Annotated in this window: 12 protein-coding genes; 4 read left to right on the forward strand and 8 right to left on the reverse strand. The window is 44.9% G+C overall.

Features of this window, described 5'->3' with window-relative positions; translation table 11 throughout:
• Positions 1–16: 16 nt before the first annotated feature.
• From QUA70_RS11345 to QUA70_RS11355, 3 genes are all read right to left on the reverse strand, one after another.
• A complete protein-coding gene (locus tag QUA70_RS11345; RefSeq protein ID WP_333349379.1) occupies positions 17–1,348 on the reverse strand; it encodes a hypothetical protein in 1,332 nt (443 codons plus the stop codon).
• A 276-nt stretch (positions 1,349–1,624) separates the two neighbouring features.
• Positions 1,625–2,287 (reverse strand): (2Fe-2S) ferredoxin domain-containing protein, encoded by a 663-nt coding sequence (locus QUA70_RS11350; RefSeq protein WP_333323876.1) that lies wholly within the window; start codon positions 2,285–2,287, stop codon positions 1,625–1,627.
• 67 nt (positions 2,288–2,354) lie between these two features.
• Positions 2,355–2,606, reverse strand: coding sequence for an Asr1405/Asl0597 family protein (locus QUA70_RS11355; protein ID WP_333323874.1), 252 nt, complete (start codon positions 2,604–2,606; stop codon positions 2,355–2,357).
• Between the two features lie 355 nt (positions 2,607–2,961).
• On the opposite strand from QUA70_RS11355, the gene QUA70_RS11360 reads away from it, so the two are divergent.
• On the forward strand, positions 2,962–3,504 hold the full coding sequence (locus tag QUA70_RS11360) for a Dps family protein (protein ID WP_333323872.1): 543 nt from the start codon (positions 2,962–2,964) through the stop codon (positions 3,502–3,504).
• Positions 3,505–3,699: 195 nt separating this feature from the next.
• On the opposite strand, the gene QUA70_RS11365 is transcribed toward QUA70_RS11360, so the two are convergent.
• Entirely contained in the window at positions 3,700–4,593 is an 894-nt protein-coding gene (locus QUA70_RS11365) for a phosphotransferase (protein WP_333323870.1), read from the reverse strand.
• A 412-nt stretch (positions 4,594–5,005) separates the two neighbouring features.
• Complete coding sequence (chlP, locus tag QUA70_RS11370) at positions 5,006–6,226, reverse strand: geranylgeranyl reductase (protein WP_333323868.1); 1,221 nt, start codon at positions 6,224–6,226, stop codon at positions 5,006–5,008.
• Between the two features lie 375 nt (positions 6,227–6,601).
• On the opposite strand from chlP, the gene QUA70_RS11375 reads away from it, so the two are divergent.
• On the forward strand, positions 6,602–6,994 hold the full coding sequence (locus QUA70_RS11375; RefSeq protein WP_333057711.1) for a hypothetical protein: 393 nt from the start codon (positions 6,602–6,604) through the stop codon (positions 6,992–6,994).
• 95 nt (positions 6,995–7,089) lie between these two features.
• Here QUA70_RS11375 and QUA70_RS28595 read toward each other — a convergent pair whose 3' ends face one another.
• Positions 7,090–7,413: an IS1 family transposase gene (locus tag QUA70_RS28595; RefSeq protein ID WP_445251658.1), complete on the reverse strand. Its 324-nt coding sequence runs from the start codon at positions 7,411–7,413 to the stop codon at positions 7,090–7,092.
• Between the two features lie 257 nt (positions 7,414–7,670).
• Positions 7,671–7,775 (reverse strand): IS1/IS1595 family N-terminal zinc-binding domain-containing protein, encoded by a 105-nt coding sequence (locus tag QUA70_RS28600; protein WP_445251657.1) that lies wholly within the window; start codon positions 7,773–7,775, stop codon positions 7,671–7,673.
• 203 nt (positions 7,776–7,978) lie between these two features.
• On the opposite strand from QUA70_RS28600, the gene QUA70_RS11385 reads away from it, so the two are divergent.
• Both QUA70_RS11385 and QUA70_RS11390 read left to right on the forward strand, forming a co-directional pair.
• Positions 7,979–13,348, forward strand: coding sequence for an AAA family ATPase (locus tag QUA70_RS11385; protein ID WP_333349381.1), 5,370 nt, complete (start codon positions 7,979–7,981; stop codon positions 13,346–13,348).
• 142 nt (positions 13,349–13,490) lie between these two features.
• Positions 13,491–19,598 (forward strand): AAA family ATPase, encoded by a 6,108-nt coding sequence (locus QUA70_RS11390; protein WP_333349383.1) that lies wholly within the window; start codon positions 13,491–13,493, stop codon positions 19,596–19,598.
• 214 nt (positions 19,599–19,812) lie between these two features.
• On the opposite strand, the gene QUA70_RS11395 is transcribed toward QUA70_RS11390, so the two are convergent.
• A partial coding sequence (locus QUA70_RS11395; RefSeq protein WP_333410416.1) for a hypothetical protein occupies positions 19,813–20,143 on the reverse strand: 331 nt, incomplete at its 5' end.

The following is a 20,143-nucleotide window of genomic DNA, read 5'->3' on the forward strand; positions in this document are numbered from 1 at the left end:
TAGCAACTTCAGTTCGCTATCGAAAACTCGGCAATTCAATTTCAGCTAGCGATCGACGTTTTTTAGAAGCCCGCAGCGGACTGGCAATCAAGGTCAGCCAGTCGGGTTGGGCGACTGCTGTAGGTTTTGCCAGAGTCGATCGCACTTCTTGAATGCCAAAGGTTTCAACGGAGTTCAAAATTTGAAAAGCCCTGGCTAATTCTTGCGTGTCCACATTGGTAGCAGTTTCGGGTTCAGACTCCGCCACCGGCAGTTCAGGTTCCGCAACCGCAGGGGCCGAGTCAGGTGCCGGCTCATGAGGCTGGTAGGTTTCGGTCTCCTGTAATTGAATGGCGGATACTTGGGCTAATTTGTTGAGTTCTAGAGGGGCTGGGGATTCAGGCTCGATCGCATCGACAACAACCGCTACCTCTGGATGCTCTTCGGTTTCCGACCAAGGTTGGACAGGGGAAGCGTTAAAGGCTGGCGGCAGCGGAACTTGAGAGCTTTTGACCACCGCCAGCAATGATTCTAATTGCGCGCTGGCGCTATCCTCTGCATTGTCAGGCGGCTCGATCCTCGGCGACTTTACCTGCGGCCTGTCCAAACTTCTTTCCAAGGCAGCTTTAAATTGCAGGGTGTGGCGCTGCTGGCGGTGCAAGCGCGATCGTAATTCCCTGCAAAGATTTTCTGTAGTTACTAACTGGTGTAACTGTTCGTTGTAGCGCTGCACAGTAGACGCACATTCTCGCTCAACAGTCGCTAGCCTGACTTGGCTGGTTGCCAACTGACTTCTTAAACTTTCGACTAAAATTTCTTGACTTTGGAGGGTTTGATGGGAAACTTCCACTTTGCCAAACAGCCGCGTCAATTGTTCTTGAGTATTTTCGAGTTCGGCTGTGCGCTGTTCTAGCAAAGTTTCGCGATTCTGCAAGGTGTTTTGGGACTCTTCGAGAGCTGTTTCTAGCTGCGCGAGGCGCTGCAAAAGGTCGCGGTTGCATTCGTGCAGCGCTTGCATGAGGGTAACTGGGGTCGATCCTTTGCCCTTAGCCTCTTCCGCATTGCTAAGCAGATTTTTCAGATGATCTGAAATCGGGGGCGAGCCCGCCTCGGTCGGCTGCGTCTGAGATTGCGAATTTTTTGTTTCAGGTTGTGTGGGAATTGCATCTACGCCGATGGCGTTGGGAAAATCTACTGTTTGCCAGTCCTCTTCTGGCTGTTGGGGAACCCTTGCGGGAGTGTCTGTCGGATGGGGGACGATCGGCTCAAAACCCCCAGCAGCAGCAAAATTTGACTGCAATGGTTCGGTATCGGATGGAACAGCAGGGTGCGGTTGGTGCTGATGGGCTCGAAGATCAGCTTCTGACATGGCTTTTTATCCCAATAGTCACAGGGTCTCAGATACAGTCTATCCTTATAGATTCTCTAGAAGGAAGCCCCTAAGTCATAGCTTTTGTCATTTTTCCTGTTTTTTCGGGCAATAGCCTCTAAATCGAGTGGCGCGATCCGAACTACAAGCCCAACTCAAATTAAGGCGTAAGGTGCGCGCACCAGCACTCAGAAGACGTGAGTTTTTGGCCGCCAGTCCGATCGGAATAATTTTTCCCGATGTCTAACGCCCTGTATTCAGCAGCGATTCGCTCGCCTAAGCTTTAACAACTGCAAAATGTTTGTCAATGATTGCTGGAACTTCTGCCGGTGCAATGCGGCTGTAGCGAGTTTTGTCCGGCATCACAACTATAACTGGGCCCGCTTTGCACTGTTTGAGACATCCGGTTCCCTGAACTGTCACTTGGTCTTCTAAACCGCGCGAATTCAAAGCATTTTCTAAAGCTTTACAGACTCCTCCAGCGCCCCGCTTCTGGCAGTCTGATTTTTGACATATTAATATTTTGGTTTGGGTTTTTGCCGGAGATTTTACAGTTTGAGCTGCTGTGGAAGAGGAGAATTCGCTTTTGCTGATCGCGCGATCGTTGGATGTCCCTACCGCAACAGGTACATTGGTGGAGTCGAGCAGTTCAGGCGATCGATCGTTCTGACCTTGAGCCAGCTTAAGGCTGCGAGCTTTAAGTTTTATTTTACCGTTTTTTAAATTGAGTTCTTTCTCACCTACAACTTGAACTTTCAACCCGGGCGTCAAAACAGGTAACAGAAATGACCGCAATTCCTTGGAAAGTTTAACAAAAAATTCTACTCCGCGATCGTTGCTAATTCGCAAATATTTAAGTTTGCAGCCATCTTCAACAATCAGGCCGAGGATTTCTCCCTCTAAACTGAATTCCGAAACTTGCTTGCCAGATTTATACATTGTTATGACTCCTTTAAATCGGTTACATCCGTTACATCTTGTACACTGCTCGTTGCCAAACTTCCTTCTACCTTGCTCTCATTTGCCAGCAGCACTCCAGCCACTGCACCAGTTCTGTCCTAGAAGCGCTGACTTGTTTCAACACGCTGATTAGCTGAGCAGCTTGCTTAATAGTGTTGATTTTTGCCCGCAAAGGTTGGTCAACCGCACACCAGCAGGGAATTTCTAGTTCTTGCAAGCGTTTGTAAACTTGCCACCTATCTAGCCAACTAACTTGCACAATGTCACAAACTTCTAATTCTGCATCTGCTGGATTCATTTTTTAACAACAGTAATAATTTGCATTAATTTTTACCCTGACTGGTAGCGGGTAGAAGTTAAAAGCTAGGTTTTCCCAGAAAATCAAGGATTGTCCGAAGCCCTTCCTGAAAAATTCTGCCTTTTGCCTTATGCCTTCTGCCTTCAGAAGGTGCGCCCCACTTTCAGGAAGCGTTCAGAACGAGAATATTTTTAAAGCATAACCCAACTGCTAATTATTCTCAATAGGTTTATAAAAAAAAATTCCTACTCTATAAAATCTTCCACTATCGAGGCAGACGCTGCTTGACGGGTAAATCTAGGGTGCTAGACTGACTCTATTGGCAACAAAACTGCCTATTGAGAGGAGAACACACATGGCCCAGATTCAGAGTGCATTGAGACCATTTGGCCACTTAGCAGAAAACCCAATTTTGTTGGAACATTCAGTCACAGCACCGATTTGTGAAGGGATGAACGCGCTGCTGGCCAGTTTTCAGGCTTTATACCTGCAATATCAAAAACATCATTTTGTGGTGGAAGGGGCAGAATTCTACTCCTTGCACCAATTCTTTCAAGAAAGCTACGGAGAAGCTCAAGATAGCGTCCACGAGTTGGGCGAACGGTTAAACGGATTGGGCGGCATACCAGCAGCGGGTTTTAGCAAGTTAGCCGAACTGTGCTGTTTTGAGCCGGAACCAGACGGCGTGTATTCCTGCCGCCAAATGCTAGAACACGATTTGACGGCGGAACAAGCTATTATAAGTTTGCTGCGGCGTCAAGCAGGACAAGCAGAAAGTTTGGGCGATCGAGCTACGCGCTACCTCTACGAAAAAATCCTGCTAAAAACCGAGGAACGGGCTTATCACATTTCCCACTTCCTCGCCCCCGATACCTTAGTGCAGTTGAACTTGAACTAACAAGCTGTTTGTAGTGAGGACTCAAGTCGTCATCCCTTAATCAATCAGGACTAGAGTCCTTGCTACAAACCAATTTTACTCGGCTCATCCGATCGGTTGAGCTTAAACTAGCAACCTGTTTGTAGTGAGGACCTCAGTCCTCATCATCTCGTGTCTACGTAAAAGGGTGAGTAGTCCTCATTGGCGGTAAGCGGATTAATTAATACGTGTACCTACAGGTTGAACGTCTTTTGCCAAACCAATATGCGCCAACGACACGGATCTGTTGTTGTACTTTATTCCAGCTAAAGCCCATTGAAGCTCAAGTGTCCCCACCCAAAAGCGTGCCCGGTTGATAACATCTGGTAACACAGGATAGTCGCTTTGCATACGCCGTACAATACTTTCCCCATAATTACTCAGTAGCACAGCAATGTCACAAGCTGGGTCGCCCAAACCAGCAGTGCCAAAATCGATTAACCCGCTGATGCTCTCTGAAAGGCGATCAAACAGAATATGATAAACTGCCAGGTCGCCATGGATAAGTACGGGTGTGTAGCTGAGGTTAAGTTCACCTGTAACTACAGGTGCGAAGAGCTCGTGTATAAAAGTTTGCTGATGACGCCACAAATAAGGAAAGAGAGTTTCCTGAACTTGCCCGTACAATTCTAACCAATCTTCACGGGAACGCCCCACCTCAGATGAAGACAGCCCAGCATTAACTAAAACTTCATTTGGAATGCTGTGCAATTGTTGGTAAAATCCAGCTAGTTGGGAGATGATACGCGCTTGTGATGTTTTAGTTAGCTTCAGCAGGGTGTTACGCGAAAGTGGTTCACCTTTAATAAATGTGTAGCTAACAAAGCCTTCTTCCAGATGTTCAAAGTGTGGAACCCGCAATTCAACATAATTTCGCACTACTTCCAACACCTTAGCTTCCTGGGAAAGAGCCTTTTTCCCCCAGTCATCTTTGGCAAAGCGACATACAATCTGATGATTAACAACTACCACGTCGTTAACCATGCCATCTTGATTAAAGTCCAGATGCTCAAAGGAGATATTAGGGTAAACAGCACTAATTTTTTCTAGATACTCACAAGGAATATTCATATAGCCTTTCTCAGTAACATGAGGTGCTCTCGCGGGCATAGGGCATAGGGCATAGGTCATAGGGCATAGGCATAGGACTCGCGCCCATACCTCACTTTCTTGAGAACCGCTATAGTAACTCCTGACGTTAATACAACAAACAATCAAAATTAGTCGGACATTTAGCCCGATTGCACCGGCTTCACTAATTTTTGTGTTTTTTGTAGTAACGTATCACTGTGATTTAACTCTTCAGAACACCGTCATAGATAACTTTAACACCATTTTACACATGGCCAATATTAATTCTTTGTCCTTACTACAAACAAATTTGATTATCATTGTTCGATCGCACATATTGATATCTAAAAAAAAGCGGGCAGTTTTGTGACTGCCCGCTTTTTTTATACAAAGTGCGCTCACCCCCAGGGAATTAAGGCGCTAAAGCATTGCCGCGCAACAAGCTACCAATGGTTTTGGCGGTAATCTTCATCTGCACGAAAGGATTGGCCGGTACTACTGTTTTATACAAGTAGCTATCGAATGTGAGCTTCTGCACATCGCGATCGGCACACATTTCCACAAAAGCTTCGCGAGTAGCATCGGAACGGTAGAAAACGCGCTGCAAAATGTCGAGAACTTTGTAAGTAATGCCGTAGGCTTTATCCCACCGCTTCAGGTAAAGCTTGATTTCCTCTTCAGTCGGAATGCGCGCGCCTTTATTGGAAATCTCCACAATAGTTTCGGCGCACATCCGGCCAGACTTCGCAGCAAAGTAGATTCCCTCGCCAGAAGACTTGGTAACGTAACCTGCTGCATCGCCTACGAGAGCAACTCGGCCGACAACCCGGCGGGGACGCGGATGTTCCGGGATGGGGTGAGCTTCCACTTTAATAATCTCACCGCCCATCAGTTTTTTGGCAGCGCGGGCGCGGACGCCTGCTTGCAGCTTTTTGATGCTGGCTTGATTTACTTTCATTGTGCCGGTACCGACGGCTACGTGGTCGTATTTGGGGAACACCCAAGCGTAGAAGTCGGTAGATACGTCGTCGCCGACGTACATTTCGGCTAAGTCTTGGTAGTAAGCCATTTTATCTTCTGGCAGGCGGATGCGTTCTTGGAAGGCGATCGCATAATTGTAATCACCAGCGTCGATCGCCTTTGCGACGCGGGAGTTGGCGCCGTCGGCCCCAATCACCAAATCCACTTTCAGAGTTTTCTGAGTTCCCACAGCGGTGCCGTTGGAGTGGTCGGCATAGTGGAGTGTATAGGGGTCAGTGTTGTTGGCGGGAATCTCTAATGTGTGAACGGTGCCGTTAATCAGTTTCGCACCCAAGGAAGCCGCGCGATCGCGCAGGAAGCCATCGAGCACTTCGCGGCGGCACATACCGATGTATTCGTGTGCGTTTTCAATATTGATGTCCACCTCGACGTTGGAGGGGGAGATCATTTTCATTTTTCTGACTTGGCGGTCAATAATACTTTGTGGCAAGTCAAATTCGCTGACCATGCACAGGGGAATCGCCCCACCGCAGGGTTTGGCGTTGTCTAATTTACGCTCAAATAGGTATGTTTCGATGCCTGCTTTTACCAATGTTTCGGCGGCGGAAGAACCCGCAGGGCCTGAACCTACTACTGCAACCCTTAGTGTCAAAGCTTTTCTCTCCAGTTTTTTTCTATAGGCATTACTCAGGTGTGATGGTATCACGGACTTTGGATGCGGTGGCGTGAAGCAGGGGAGATTTCAATGAAATGAAACAGAGCTTAACAGTTCGATACGAAAATCGGGTTTCGGGCAGTAGGTGCGATCGAATATCTTAAATTTTTTAGTGTAGATGAAGGTGGATGGACGGTGATGTGCGATCGAACATTTTGCCCTATTTTCTAAGAACAGGCTTTCGGGCATGTTCCACAACAGATGAATTTTCTGCTTGTGGGGAGTAGGGGTTGGGCTTCTAGCCCGCCCGGAATAGGTTAGAACCAGTCCAATAAGTTACATTAAAGTTACTTGCAGTTATCTAAAATTCTTATGCTCGGTAATTTTCAACAAAGCAACCTGCGGATTGAGCTTGAAGCTTCCGAAACAGCGATTAGAGACAGCTTGTTGCGTCCGAGTCAATTGCAGCAGTGGCTGTGGCCGCAGCAGTTGTCTAGCGGTTTGCCGGAAGAATTTGCTCAAGGTTTGACCTTTACAAGTTGGCTAGGCCCCGTGGCAGTTCAGCATCACGTTGATATTGTTGAGCACAATTGTCTGCGGCTGTTATTGAGTCAGGGAATTGACGGATTTCACGAGTGGTATTGGGGCGATGGTTGGGTGCAGTCTCGGTTGGAGGGAGTGTCGCTGCTGCCGCTGAATTTGGGGCAAACGGCTAGTTTACTCCGGCTGCGGGAGTTTGTAGCCGGGAAGGGTAAGCGGAAGTAGATCAATGACTGTCCAAAATCATCAGAACAAAGTCTGGTAGTCCTGCATAGCAACGAAAAATCCTAAACATTTTTAGGGGTAAAGAAGCGTTGTAATCATGGATAAAATACCAGAAGGCACCCACATGATTGGATATCTTTAGAGATAGATGAGAACAAAGTCTTTCTTATCAAACGACATATCCTTTGCTGAAGGGTGTTATTGAATCTTTCCATATCAGAAGTTTTGCCAGTATCTTTCCCCAGAGATTTGTGTCGCTGGGGAATATTTTTTTTTGAGCGTGACCAAAAATCTGTATAATAGACGGCACATAGTCTGTCAACTACTGGGAGGGAGTCCCAAAAACCTTTAGCACCCATTTCAACTCGACTTCCTATATAAACCCCTAGAATTTGTTTGGTTAAGGCATCAATTGGCAGCTCTTTCCATTGCTTGTTACCCTGATGCTCTACGAAAGATTACATTTCATCACGTTGGATCGTTAGCTTGCCTTGTTTTTTTGACTTTACTTGAACTTTCCGGGGGACTGATGCTAATTGTTGAAAAACACATAGTATTGGAACCAGCGGGGGGACACCCTCGTGACTTTGACAATTGCGACTCAAGATATTTTTTCTAATAAAAGGTGATCTCTCAATTTTTTTGTTTCTTCTGAAATCCTTTGATGTCTGGGGTTTTAAACAAACTGCCTGTGACAATCTCTACATTCAAAATTTTGCTTAGCGCTGGGGGTGGGACAATTTTTAACGATGTTTGGATAACCGAAACGGTGACAATTCATGGAGTTGAGAATTAACAAGGCTTAGGTACGTCGCATGATAACTCCTTACCCTTACTATGCCAGACCACCTGAAAGCCTCTTCGCTGCCGAAAAACTAAGAGTGTGTTATAAAAACATAATTTGTTCCTTTCTAAAGCGCTATTCTCGACACAACGAACCCGGTGTGTTTTGACTTCGCGTTAATTTTTACAAAAAAAATAAATATGCTGTCCATTCCAGGCATTGCCGTCCAGAAGCTGCTTTACGAAAGTACCAATTCTCTGGTATACCGGGCGATTCGGGAAGCGGATCACCAACCGCTCATCCTCAAACTTCTCAAAGAAAGCTACCCCACACCTCAAGAATTGCTACGCTACCGCACCGAATACCGCATCACGCGAGAGCTGAAAGAGGCGGGAGTCGTGCAAGTTTATGAATTGCAAAAATACCAAAACAGCCTCGTGATTTTTGTGGAGGACTTTGGCGGGGAATCCTTGAAAATATGGATGCAGCAGCGAAAGTTTAGCCTCAAGGAATTTCTGCAAATTGCGATCGCTGCCACTGAAACTTTAGGGCAAATTCACAGTGCCAACATCATCCACAAGGATATTAACCCTTCTAATATAGTATTCAATCCAGCGACCGGACAGCTCAAAATTATCGACTTTGGCATTTCCACTCAGCTAACGCGAGAAATGCCAACCCTGAAAAATCCCAACGTTTTAGAAGGAACCCTCGCTTACATCTCGCCGGAACAAACTGGTAGGATGAATCGTTCTATCGATTACCGCACTGACTTTTACTCGCTCGGTGTCACCTTCTACGAATTGCTGACAGGAAAACTGCCTTTTGAGACAGAAGACGCTTTAGAGCTAGTTCACTGCCACATTGCCAGACAACCAGTTCCCCCGCACGAAATCAAGCCAGAAATTCCCCTAATTGTTTCGCAAATTGTCAGCAAGCTGATGGCAAAAAATGCGGAAAATCGCTATCAAACTGCATTGGGCCTTAAGCAGGACTTAGAAATGTGTCTGGTTCAATTACAAGAAACCGATAGTATAGAAGAATTTGACTTGGGAACGCTGGATCTTACAGACCATTTCCTGATTCCCGAAAAGTTATACGGCAGAGAAACAGAAGTTTTTCATCTATTAAATGCCTTTGAAAGAGTTCGTAATGCTAGTGCCGAAATGATGCTAGTAGCTGGCTTTTCTGGGATTGGTAAAACCGCAGTAGTGAATGAAGTGCATAAGCCGATCGCCCGACAGCGTGGCTATTTTATCAAAGGCAAATACGACCAATTTCAACGCAATATCCCCTTCAGTGCATTTGTGCAAGCATTTCGGGAATTGATGGGACAATTATTATCAGAAAGTGACGCTCAGTTACACAGATGGAAAACCCTGATTCTCACCGCAGTAGGCGAGAGTGGGCAAGTCTTGATTGACGTAATTCCTGAATTAGAACACATCATTGGCCCTCAAAGTTCTGCACTAGAATTGTCGGGGAGTGCCGCCCAAAATCGCTTCAATCTGCTGATGCAGAAATTTGTCCAAGTATTTACCCAAGCAGAACATCCCTTAGTGATGTTTCTGGACGATTTGCAGTGGGCCGATTCAGCATCTTTGAAGTTATTACAACTATTGATGGAAGATACGGGCCATCTGTTAGTATTGGGTGCTTATCGGGATAATGAGGTATCACCAGCTCATCCGTTTATGTTGACTGTGGATGAGATTGTGAAGTCTGGGGCAGTAGTGAATACGATTACCCTGGAACCGTTGAGTTTAGCAGATCTCAATCAGTTGGTAGCAGATACGCTGATTTGCGATTTATCTTTAGCCGGGCCCCTGACAGAATTGGTTTATCAAAAAACCCAAGGTAATCCATTTTTCTCGACTCAATTCCTCAAGGCATTGTATGAAGATGGTCAAATTATTTTTAACCCCCCTCAATCCCCTCTTAGTAAGGGGGGCAGCAAAGGGGGGTGGCAGTGCGATATTAATCAAGTTACATTTGCCGACGCCTCGGATGTGGTGGAGTTTATGGCGGCGCAATTGCAGAAGTTGCCTGCCGAAACTCAGGATGTTCTAAAACTGGCGGCTTGCATTGGGGCGCAGTTTGATTTAGAGACATTGGCAATAGTCAGCGAAGAATTACCAGAAGAAACGGAATCAGCGCTGTGGAAAGCCTTGCAAGAAGGACTCATTTTAGTGATTTCAGAAGGCTATAACTTCATTCAAGCAGATGCTCAATCCCCAAATCAGTCTGTTGCTAATCCCACTTATAAGTTCCTGCACGATCGCGTCCAGCAAGCGGCTTATTCATTGATTCCCGACGAGCAAAAACAAGCCACTCATCTGAAAATAGGACAGTTACTGCTACAAAGTTCTTCCGAGATAGAAACAGAAGAAAAAATATTTGATATTGTGGGGCATTTAAATCAAGGAATTGAGTTAATTCATCAATTAAGTGAACGCTCAGCCTTAGCCCAACTAAACTTAGAAGCTGGACGTAAGGCCAGAAATTCTACCGCCTACGCTGCGGCAAATATCTATCTACAAACGGGAATTGAGCTACTGACAGTCAACTGCTGGCAAACTCAATATGAATTGGCGCTAAATCTTTATGTTGCTGCTGCTGAAATTGCCTATTTGAATGGGGACTTTGATGGTATGGAACAGATGGCAGCACTGGTTTTGCAAGAAGCTCAGACGATTTTAGATCGAGTTAAAATTTACGAAATTAAAATTGCCGCTCAGACAGCCCAGAGCAAGGTGTTAGAAACGATCGCAGTAGCAAGAGAAGCACTCTTACAATTGGGGATTGAACTGCCTGCCGAACCTGATCAAGCCAAGATTGGCAAAGCGCTACAATCCCTTGCGGCCCTCCTCGGCGACAGAAAGATTGAAGAATTGGTTGACCTACCTGTGATGACAAATCCACAGACTCAGGCAGCTATGCAACTGTCTGGTATGTTGTTTCCACCCATTTTCCAGGGAATGCCCGGTTTGCTGCCCCTGCTGAGCTCAACGATGGTGAGTTTATCGCTCTCCTTTGGGAATGCACCCGCATCGACGGTGGGTTATGCGATGCACGGGATGGTTTTCTGTGCCTTTTTCCAAGAGGTGGAAACGGGCTATGGCTTTGGGCAATTGGCACTTTCATTGCTGGATCGGTTGAATGTACCGGAATTTAAGTCCACAGTTCTACTTTTGTTTGGTGGCTGGATTCAGCATCGCCAAGAATCTCTTTTGGCAACGATACCGACGCTGAAAGAGGGCTATAGGTTTGGTATGGAAACCGGCGACTTTGTAGACGCTGGCTACAACATATATATTTGCTTTTATACTCATTTATTCGCTGGTGTAGAACTAGACACTTGGGAACCAGAAATAGCAAGTTATAGGGCGGTAATGGCGCAGTTGAAACAATATTCTGCGCGGGTTTATTTGGATATGATTCAGCAGACGGTGCAAAACTTGAGGGAAACCCATACTCGGCCGGATTTGTTAATAGGCTCTGCCTACGATGAAACGGTGATGATTCCCAAGCACTATCAGGATAATGAATTCACGGCGATCGCCTGTGCCTGCATCTTCAAACTGCTGCTTGCTTACTGCTATGGCAATTACACGGCTGCCCTAGACCACATTTCCCAAGTCCAACAGTATTTGATGGGAGTATCTGGATCAGCATTTGTTCCAATTTTTCATTTTTATGCAGCCCTGACGCATTTGGCACTTTTTCCCGGACAGCCAGCAATTGAGCAAACTGAAATTCTTGGCTTAGTGGAAACCCATCAAAGCACGCTGCAACAGTGGGCGCAAAATGCTCCGATGAATTATCTGCATAAATGGTATTTAGTGGAAGCAGAACGCTATCGATTTTTGGGCAATAAAGCCGAGGCGATTGAAATGTACGATCGCGCAATTTCGGGAGCCAAAGAAAACAAATATGTTAATGACGAAGCCCTGGCCAACGAACTAGCAGCCAAATTCTACTCGGAATGGGGCAAAACAAAAGTTGCTCAAGCCTACATATTTGAGGCGTATTATTGTTATGTAGAATGGGGAGCCACTGCTAAGGTAACGGATTTAGAAACGCGATATCCCCAATTATTCGCGGTAACTCAACCGGGAAGGAAAAATACTCAAACTACCGTAGCAATGACAACGACTGGTTCGGGGAATCACCTAGATATCGCCGCAGTCATGAAGGCTTCTCAGGCGATTTCTGGAGAAATTATGCTAGATAAGCTACTGTCTAGCTTGATGAAAATTTTGATGGAAAATGCAGGGGCGCAACGAGGCTATCTGATTTTGTTAAGCCGGGGACAACTGTTCATTGAAGCTGAAGGGACAATCAATGACGAACTCGTCACCGTGTTGCAGTCAATCCCCGTTGAAACCTGTCAAGAACTTTCCTCTGCAATTGTCAATTATGTGAGTCGTACTCAAGAAAGCGTGGTACTAGATGATGCTGCGCGATCGGGACAATTTACCAACGACGCCCACATCCGAAAGCATCAGCCCAAATCAATTTTATGTGTGCCGCTGATTAACCAATCTCAAATCATTAGTATTGTTTACTTAGAAAATAATCTAACAGCGGGTGCTTTTACCCCTGAAAGAGTGGAACTATTAAAAGTGTTATCTGGACAAGCAGCTATCTCGATTCAAAATTCTAAGCTTTATACAGAAGTACGCAAAAATGAAAGCAGGCTGGCTCAACTCAACACAGCTTACGAGCGATTTATTCCCCATCAATTCCTCCAGTTTCTAGAGAAATCAAGCATTATTGATGTGGAATTGGGCGATCAAGTGCAGTTAGAAATGTCGGTGTTGTTTTCCGACATTCGCGACTTCACCACGCTTTCGGAAACTATGACGCCGGAGGATAATTTCAAATTTATAAATTCTTATCTTTCTCGCATGGAACCAGTCATTAATGAAAATCACGGGTTTATCGACAAATATATTGGCGATGCGATTATGGCGCTATTTAGCGGGGAGGCGGATAATGCGGTGAAAGCGGGAATTGCTATGCTGCACCGCCTCGCTGAATACAATGAATACTGCGCTAACGCTGGCTGTGCACCGATTCAGATTGGGATTGGGATTAATACGGGTTCTTTGATGCTGGGAACTGTGGGAGGACCAAATCGCATGGACGGGACAGTCATCAGCGATGCGGTGAATTTAGCTTCTCGCGTAGAAAGTTTGACGAAAAATTATGGGGTGGCGCTATTAATTACCCAGCCAACTTATACGCGCCTAAAAAATCCATCCCAGTACGCAATCCGCACCCTCGATACGGTAAAAGTCAAGGGAAAATCCGAAGCTGTGACGATTTATGAGGTTTTTGATGCAGATCCACCAGAAATTAAACAAGCCAAGTTAGCTACGCTGGAATTGTTTGCAGAAGCTAGGGCACTTTACTCGGGAGGGAAGTTATTTGAAGCGGCGCGGCTTTTTGAAGAGTGTTGGCGTCAGAATCCGGGCGATCGCGTGGCTAAAATTTACTGGGAACGCTGTGAGTCTGCATTGGTGACTCGCACAAAAATCAAAGACAGGCTACACAATTTACATTAATCATAAAAGTCCCAAACTCGATCGCTACATCAAAAACTAAACATTTGTTACAAAAACAAAATTTTTTCCTTTCTAACGCGCTATGCTCTAGAAAAAGCTGGTGCGTTTTGACTTCGCGTTAATGTTTACCATAAAAATCAATATGCTCTCTATTCCAGGCGTTGCTGTCCAGACGCTGCTTTACGAAAGTGTCAACTCTCTGGTTTACCGGGCGATTCGGGAAGCAGATAACCAGCCGATTATCCTCAAACTCCTCAAAGAAAGCTACCCCACACCTCAAGAATTGGTGCGCTACCGCACCGAATACCGCATCACCCAAGAGCTAAAAGAGCCAGGAGTCGTGCGGGTTTATGACTTGCAAAAATACCAAAACAGCCTCGTGATGTTTGTGGAGGACTTTGGCGGCGAATCCTTGACAATATGGATGCAGCAGCGAAAGTTTACTCTGGAGGAATTTTTACAAATTGCGATCGCCACCACGGAAGCATTAGGGCAAATTCACAGCGCCAATATTATCCACAAACAGATTAACCCTTCTAATATTGTTTACAACCCGGAAACGGAACAATTAAAAATTATTGACTTTGGCATTTCCACTCAGCTAAGCCGAGAAACACCGATACTGAAAAACCCCGGAGTTCTGGAAGGAACCCTTGCTTACATCTCACCAGAACAAACTGGCAGAATGAATCGCTCTCTCGATTATCGAGCTGATTTTTACTCGCTCGGTGTCACCTTCTACGAATTGCTGACAGGAAAATTGCCTTTTGAGACGGAAGATGCTTTAGAGCTAGTTCACTGCCATATTGCCAGACAATCAGTTCCTCCGCACGAAATCGAGCCAGAAATTCCCCTAATTGTGTCTCAAATTGTCCGCAAGCTGATGGCGAAGAATGCCGAAAACCGCTATCAAACTGCCTTGGGAATCAAGCAGGATTTAGAAACTTGTCTTTTTAAATTACAAGCAACAGGTAATATTGAGACGTTTGCCTTGGGAACACGGGATATTACCGACCGTTTCCTGATTCCCGAAAGGTTATACGGCAGGGAAACGGAAGTTTTTAATCTATTAAATGCCTTTGAACGAGTCAGTACAGGTAGCGCCGAAATGATGCTAGTAGCTGGCTTCTCGGGAATTGGTAAAACCGCAGTCGTGAACGAAGTCCACAAGCCGATCGCCCGACAGCGTGGCTATTTTATCAAAGGCAAATACGACCAATTTCAACGCAATATTCCTTTCTCAGCATTTGTGCAAGCATTCCGGGAATTGATGGGGCAATTATTATCAGAATCCGATGCTCAGTTACACACCTGGAAAACCCGGATTCTAACAGCAGTAGGCGAGAGTGGGCAAGTGCTGATTGAGGTGATTCCTGAGTTAGAACGCATTATTGGCGCCCAACCGACTGCACTAGAACTATCGGGGAGTGCAGCCCAAAATCGCTTCAATCTGCTGATGCAGAAATTTGTGCAAGTATTTACCCAAGCAGAACATCCCTTAGTGATGTTTCTGGACGATTTGCAGTGGGCGGATTCGGCATCGCTGAAATTGCTACAACTGTTGATGGAGGATACGGGGCATCTGTTGGTATTGGGTGCTTATCGGGATAATGAGGTATCACCGGCTCATCCGTTTATGTTGACTGTGGATGAGATTGTGAAGTCTGGGGCAGTGGTGAATACGATTACCCTGCAACCTTTGAGTTTAGCAGATCTCAATCAGTTGGTAGCAGATACGCTGATTTGCGATTTATCCTTGGCCGGGCCCTTGACAGAATTGGTTTATCAAAAAACCCAAGGTAATCCCTTTTTCTCGACTCAATTCCTCAAGGCGTTGCATGAAGATGGTCAAATTATTTTTGACTGGAATGTACGGCATTGGCAGTGCGATATTGCTCAAGCTAGACTTGCCCATGCCTCGGATGTGGTGGAGTTTATGGCGGTGCAATTGCAGAAGTTGCCTGCCGAAACTCAGGATGTTCTCAAACTGGCGGCTTGCATTGGGGCGCAGTTTGATTTAGAGACATTGGCAGTAGTCAGCGAAGAATTACCAGAACAAACTGCATCATCACTCTGGAGAGCATTGCAAGAAGGACTCATTTTAGTGATTGCAGAAGGCTATAAATGCTTCCTTCAAACAGATGCTCAATTCCCTCCTGGGTCTGTTGCTAATCCAACTTATAAGTTTCTGCACGATCGCGTCCAGCAAACGGCTTATTCCCTCATTCCCGACAACCAAAAACAAGCTACTCATCTCAAAATTGGACAGTTACTTCAAAAAATTTACTCTGAGAATAAAAAAGAGGAAAAACTGTTTGATATTGTCGGGCATTTGAATTTAGGGCAAGAATTAATCAGCCAGCCAAGCGGGCGGGAGACCTTAGCCCAACTTAACTTAGAAGCCGGACGTAAGGCAAGAAATTCTACCGCCTACGCTGTGGCTAATATCTATCTGCAAACAGGAATCGATCTACTAACAGCTAACTGCTGGCAAAGTCAGTATGAATTGACCTTAAATCTCTACGTTGCTGCCGCTGAAGCTGCCTATTTGAATGCTGACCTTGAAGGCATGGAACAAATGGCAGAACTGGTGTTGCAAGAAGCTAAAACGATTTTAGACAAAGTTAAAATTTACGAAATTCAGATATCTGCACAAACATCCCAGGGCAAGATGTTGGCGGGGATCGCAGTACCCAGAGATGCACTCTTGCAATTGGGGATTGATCTACCCACCGAACCTGACGAAGCTTTGATTGGCAAAGCGTTACAAAACTTGGCTAACCAACTCCAGGGTAGACAGATTGAAGAACTGCTTGACCTACCGGTGATGACAAATCCACAGAGTCAGGCAGCTATGCAATTGTTAGGAATATTGTTTGCAATTAGTATCCAAGGAATGCCCGGTTTGCTGCCCCTACTTAGCTCGACGATGGTGAGTTTATCGCTCTCCTTTGGGAATGCACCCACATCGACGGTGGGGTATGCGCTTCACGGCATGGTTTTGTGTGCCTTTTTAGGAGATATAGAAACTGGTTCTGACTTTGGTAAATTGGCACTCTCATTGCTAAATCGGTTCAATGTGCAGGAATTCAAGTCAATAACTCTACTTCTGTTTGCGTGCTTTATTCAGCCTCGCCAAGAAGCTCTCTGGGCAACGATACGGACACTGAAAGATGGCTATACGGCGGGCATGGAAACTGGGGATCTTCTAAACGCTGGCTACAACATAATCAATTACTTCAATGTCAAATTTTGCAGTGGGGTAGAACTGGACACTTGGGAACCAGAAATAGCAAGTTACAGGGCTGTCATGGCGCAGTTGAAACAATATTCTGTTCTGATTTATTTGGATATGATTCAGCAGACGGTGCAAAACTTGAGGGAAGCCATGAGTCAACCGAACTGTTTGAGTGGAACTGCTTACAATGAAACGGTGATGATTCCTAAGCACCATCAGAACAATGAATTCATGACGATCACTGTTGTCTACACCTACAAACTGTTGCTTGCTTACTACTTTAGTAATTACAGGGTTGCCCTAGACTACATTACCCAAGTAAACCCGTATTTAATGGCAGCATCGGGAACTATTTTTATTCCCCTTTTCCATTTCTATGCCGCCCTGACGTACCTGGCACTATTTCCCCCACAGCCAGAAACCGAGCAAGCTGAAATTATTACTCAGGCGGAAGCCCATCAAACCATCCTGCAACAGTGGGCGCAAAATGCTCCGATGAATCATTTGCATAAATGGTATTTGGTTGAGGCCGAAAAGCACCGGGTTCTGGGCAATAAAGCTGAGGCGATTGAAATGTACGATCGCGCCATTTCTGGGGCCAAAGAAAATAAATTCCTCAACGAAGAAGCACTAGCTAACGAACTCGCCGCCAAATTTTACCTAGAATGGGATAAAGAAAAATTTGCCCCACTCTACATGATTGAGGCGTATTATTGTTATATCCAATGGGGAGCCACTGCTAAGGTAAAAGATTTAGAAACGCGATACCCCCACTTATTAAAACCTATTCAAGCCGGAAGAAAAAACACTAAAACTACCGCAACCGTGACGACTACGGGTTTGGTGAATCACTTAGATATCAGCACATTAATGAAAGCTTCTCAGGCGATTTCCGGTGAAATAATGCTAGATAAGCTACTGTCTAGCTTGATGAAAATTTTGATTGAAAATGTAGGGGCGCAACGAGGCTATCTGATTTTATCAAGTCAGGGACAACTGCTCATTGAAGCTGAAGGGACAATAAATTCCCAACAAGTCACCGTGTTGCAGTCAATCCCCGTTGAAGATTGTCAAGAACTTTCGTCCGCCATTGTTAATCATGTGGCCCGCACTCAAGAAACCGTGGTACTAGATGATGCTGGCCGAGAGGGACAATTTACCAACGAGCCCTACATCCAAAAAAATCAGCCCAAATCAATTTTATGCGTGCCGCTGATTAACCAATCTCAAATCGTAAGTATTGTTTATCTAGAAAACAATCTGACTGCTGGAGCTTTTACCCCAGAAAGAGTGGAACTATTAAAAGTGTTATCTGGACAAGCGGCTATATCGATTCAAAATTCTAAACTCTATACAGAAGTACGCGAAAATGAAACCAGGCTGACTCAATTCCTAGAAGCAATGCCAGTAGGAATAGTTGTACTCAAACCCAGTGGTACACCTTACTACGTTAATCAGAAGGGGCAGCAACTTCTGGGAAAAGGAGTTGCGCCTGATGCCACGCCCGAGCAATTCGCAGAGGTTTATCAACTATATACTGCGGACACTTCCAATCCGTATCCTACTGAAAAAATGCCTGGAGTGCGGGCATTAAATGGTGAAAGTTCCACTGTTAATGATATGGAAATCTACCAGACTGACAAGGTTGTACCCATCGAAGTTTGGGGAACGCCTATCTATGATAATCAGAGCAATATTGCCTACGGCCTAGCAGCATTTCAAGATATAACCGATCGCAAAAAAGCCGAAACAGAGCAGATCAGGTTCACCAATGAACTTTTTAAACTCAACAAAGCTTACGAGCGCTTCGTCCCCAATCAGTTCCTCCATTTTTTAGAGAAACCAAGCATTGTCGATGTCGAATTGGGCGACCAAGTACAGTTAGAAATGTCGGTGCTATTTTCTGATATTCGCGACTTCACTACGCTTTCCGAAAGTATGACGCCGGAGGACAATTTTCAGTTTATTAATGCTTATTTATCTCGGATGGAATCAGCGATTATTGAAAATAGTGGCTTTATTGATAAATATATTGGTGATGCGATTATGGCCCTATTTAGCGGTAATGCTGATAATGCAGTAAATGCCAGTCTTGCCATGCTGCATCAACTGCAAGTATACAATCAAGAGCGGGTTAATTCTGGTTATGCCCCGATTAAGATTGGCATTGGCATTAATACGGGGAATTTAATGTTAGGCACGGTGGGCGGGCAAAATCGCATGGATACGACGGTAATTAGTGATGCGGTGAATTTAGCTTCTCGTGTGGAAGGATTAACAAAAAATTATGGTGTTGCTTTACTGATTACACAGCAAACTTTTAATAAGTTAGCTAATCCTAGCAACTATGCTATGCGGATGATTGCTCAAGTTAGTGTTAAGGGAAAAGTAAAGTTATCTACTATTTATGAAGTTTTTGAGGCAGATATTCCTGAAACAAAGCGAGGTAAATTAGCAACAAAAAACTTATTTGATCGAGGTGTGAGCTTATACCGCCAACAAAAATTTATCGAAGCTACAGAATTTTTTGTTCAATGTTTAAGCTTCTGCCCTTCGGATCAAGTTGCCCAAATTTATTTGGACTGGTGTGAGCAAAAAACTATCATTTTAAACATCGATCTATTAGAGAGAAGTTTAGCATTAATTAAACCTCACTCTGATGAATTTGTCAGTAATTTTTATGAAATCCTTTTTAAGGATTCTTCTCAGATTAAAAGTCTTTTCATGAATACAAAAATGGCACACCAAAAAGAAAAGCTTTGGCAAAGCTTAGAAATAATTATTGAAAATTTACGGAAACCTAAGTTAATTAATGTTTTGGCTAAAGGATTAGGTGCAACTCATGCCAAATATGGCGTTTCAGTAGAACATTATCCTGTTGTGGCCAATGCACTCATTCAAGCCCTGAAAGCGCAGATGGGTTTAGAGTGGACACCTGAAACTGAGAAAGCTTGGGTAGAGGCTTATAAAATTATTCAGTCAGCTATGATTGATGGCATGGCAGTTATGTGACCTTGATGATGTGTTTGATGCTGACCCACCAGAAATTAAAGAGGCAAGTTAGCTACGCTGCAATTGTTGGCCGAAGCTTTGGAAATTTACTCGGAAGGGAAGTTTGCTGAGGCGGCGCGGCTGTTTTCCGAGTGTTGGCGTCAGAATCAGGGCGATCGCGTGGCTAAAATTTACTGGGAACGCTGTGAGTCTGCATTGGTTACTCGCACAAAAATCAAAGACCGGCCACACAATTTAGATTAATCATAAAAGTCCAAAGCTCGATCGCTACATTGTTGGACGGGGAGATCATTTTCATTTGAGGGGGTGACCACCCCGTCAACCTCGGGTCGCTATAATCTATGTTACATTCCTGCGATATTTGAGAATATTCTCGTCGCAGGTATTCTAGTGCGTCATTAATTACCTCATCCTTTTCAGCTTCATCTCCTGGAATTTGGACATAAGCTTCATCAAGAACAGATTTAATTAGGGCTTGCTGAAAAAGTGAGAAAACAGCATTTAGAAAGATGAGTGAATTCGAGTTCTCCTCGGCAATATAAGTT

The sequence above is a fragment of the Microcoleus sp. LAD1_D5 genome (genome assembly GCF_036702115.1).
Taxonomy (GTDB): domain Bacteria; phylum Cyanobacteriota; class Cyanobacteriia; order Cyanobacteriales; family Microcoleaceae; genus Microcoleus.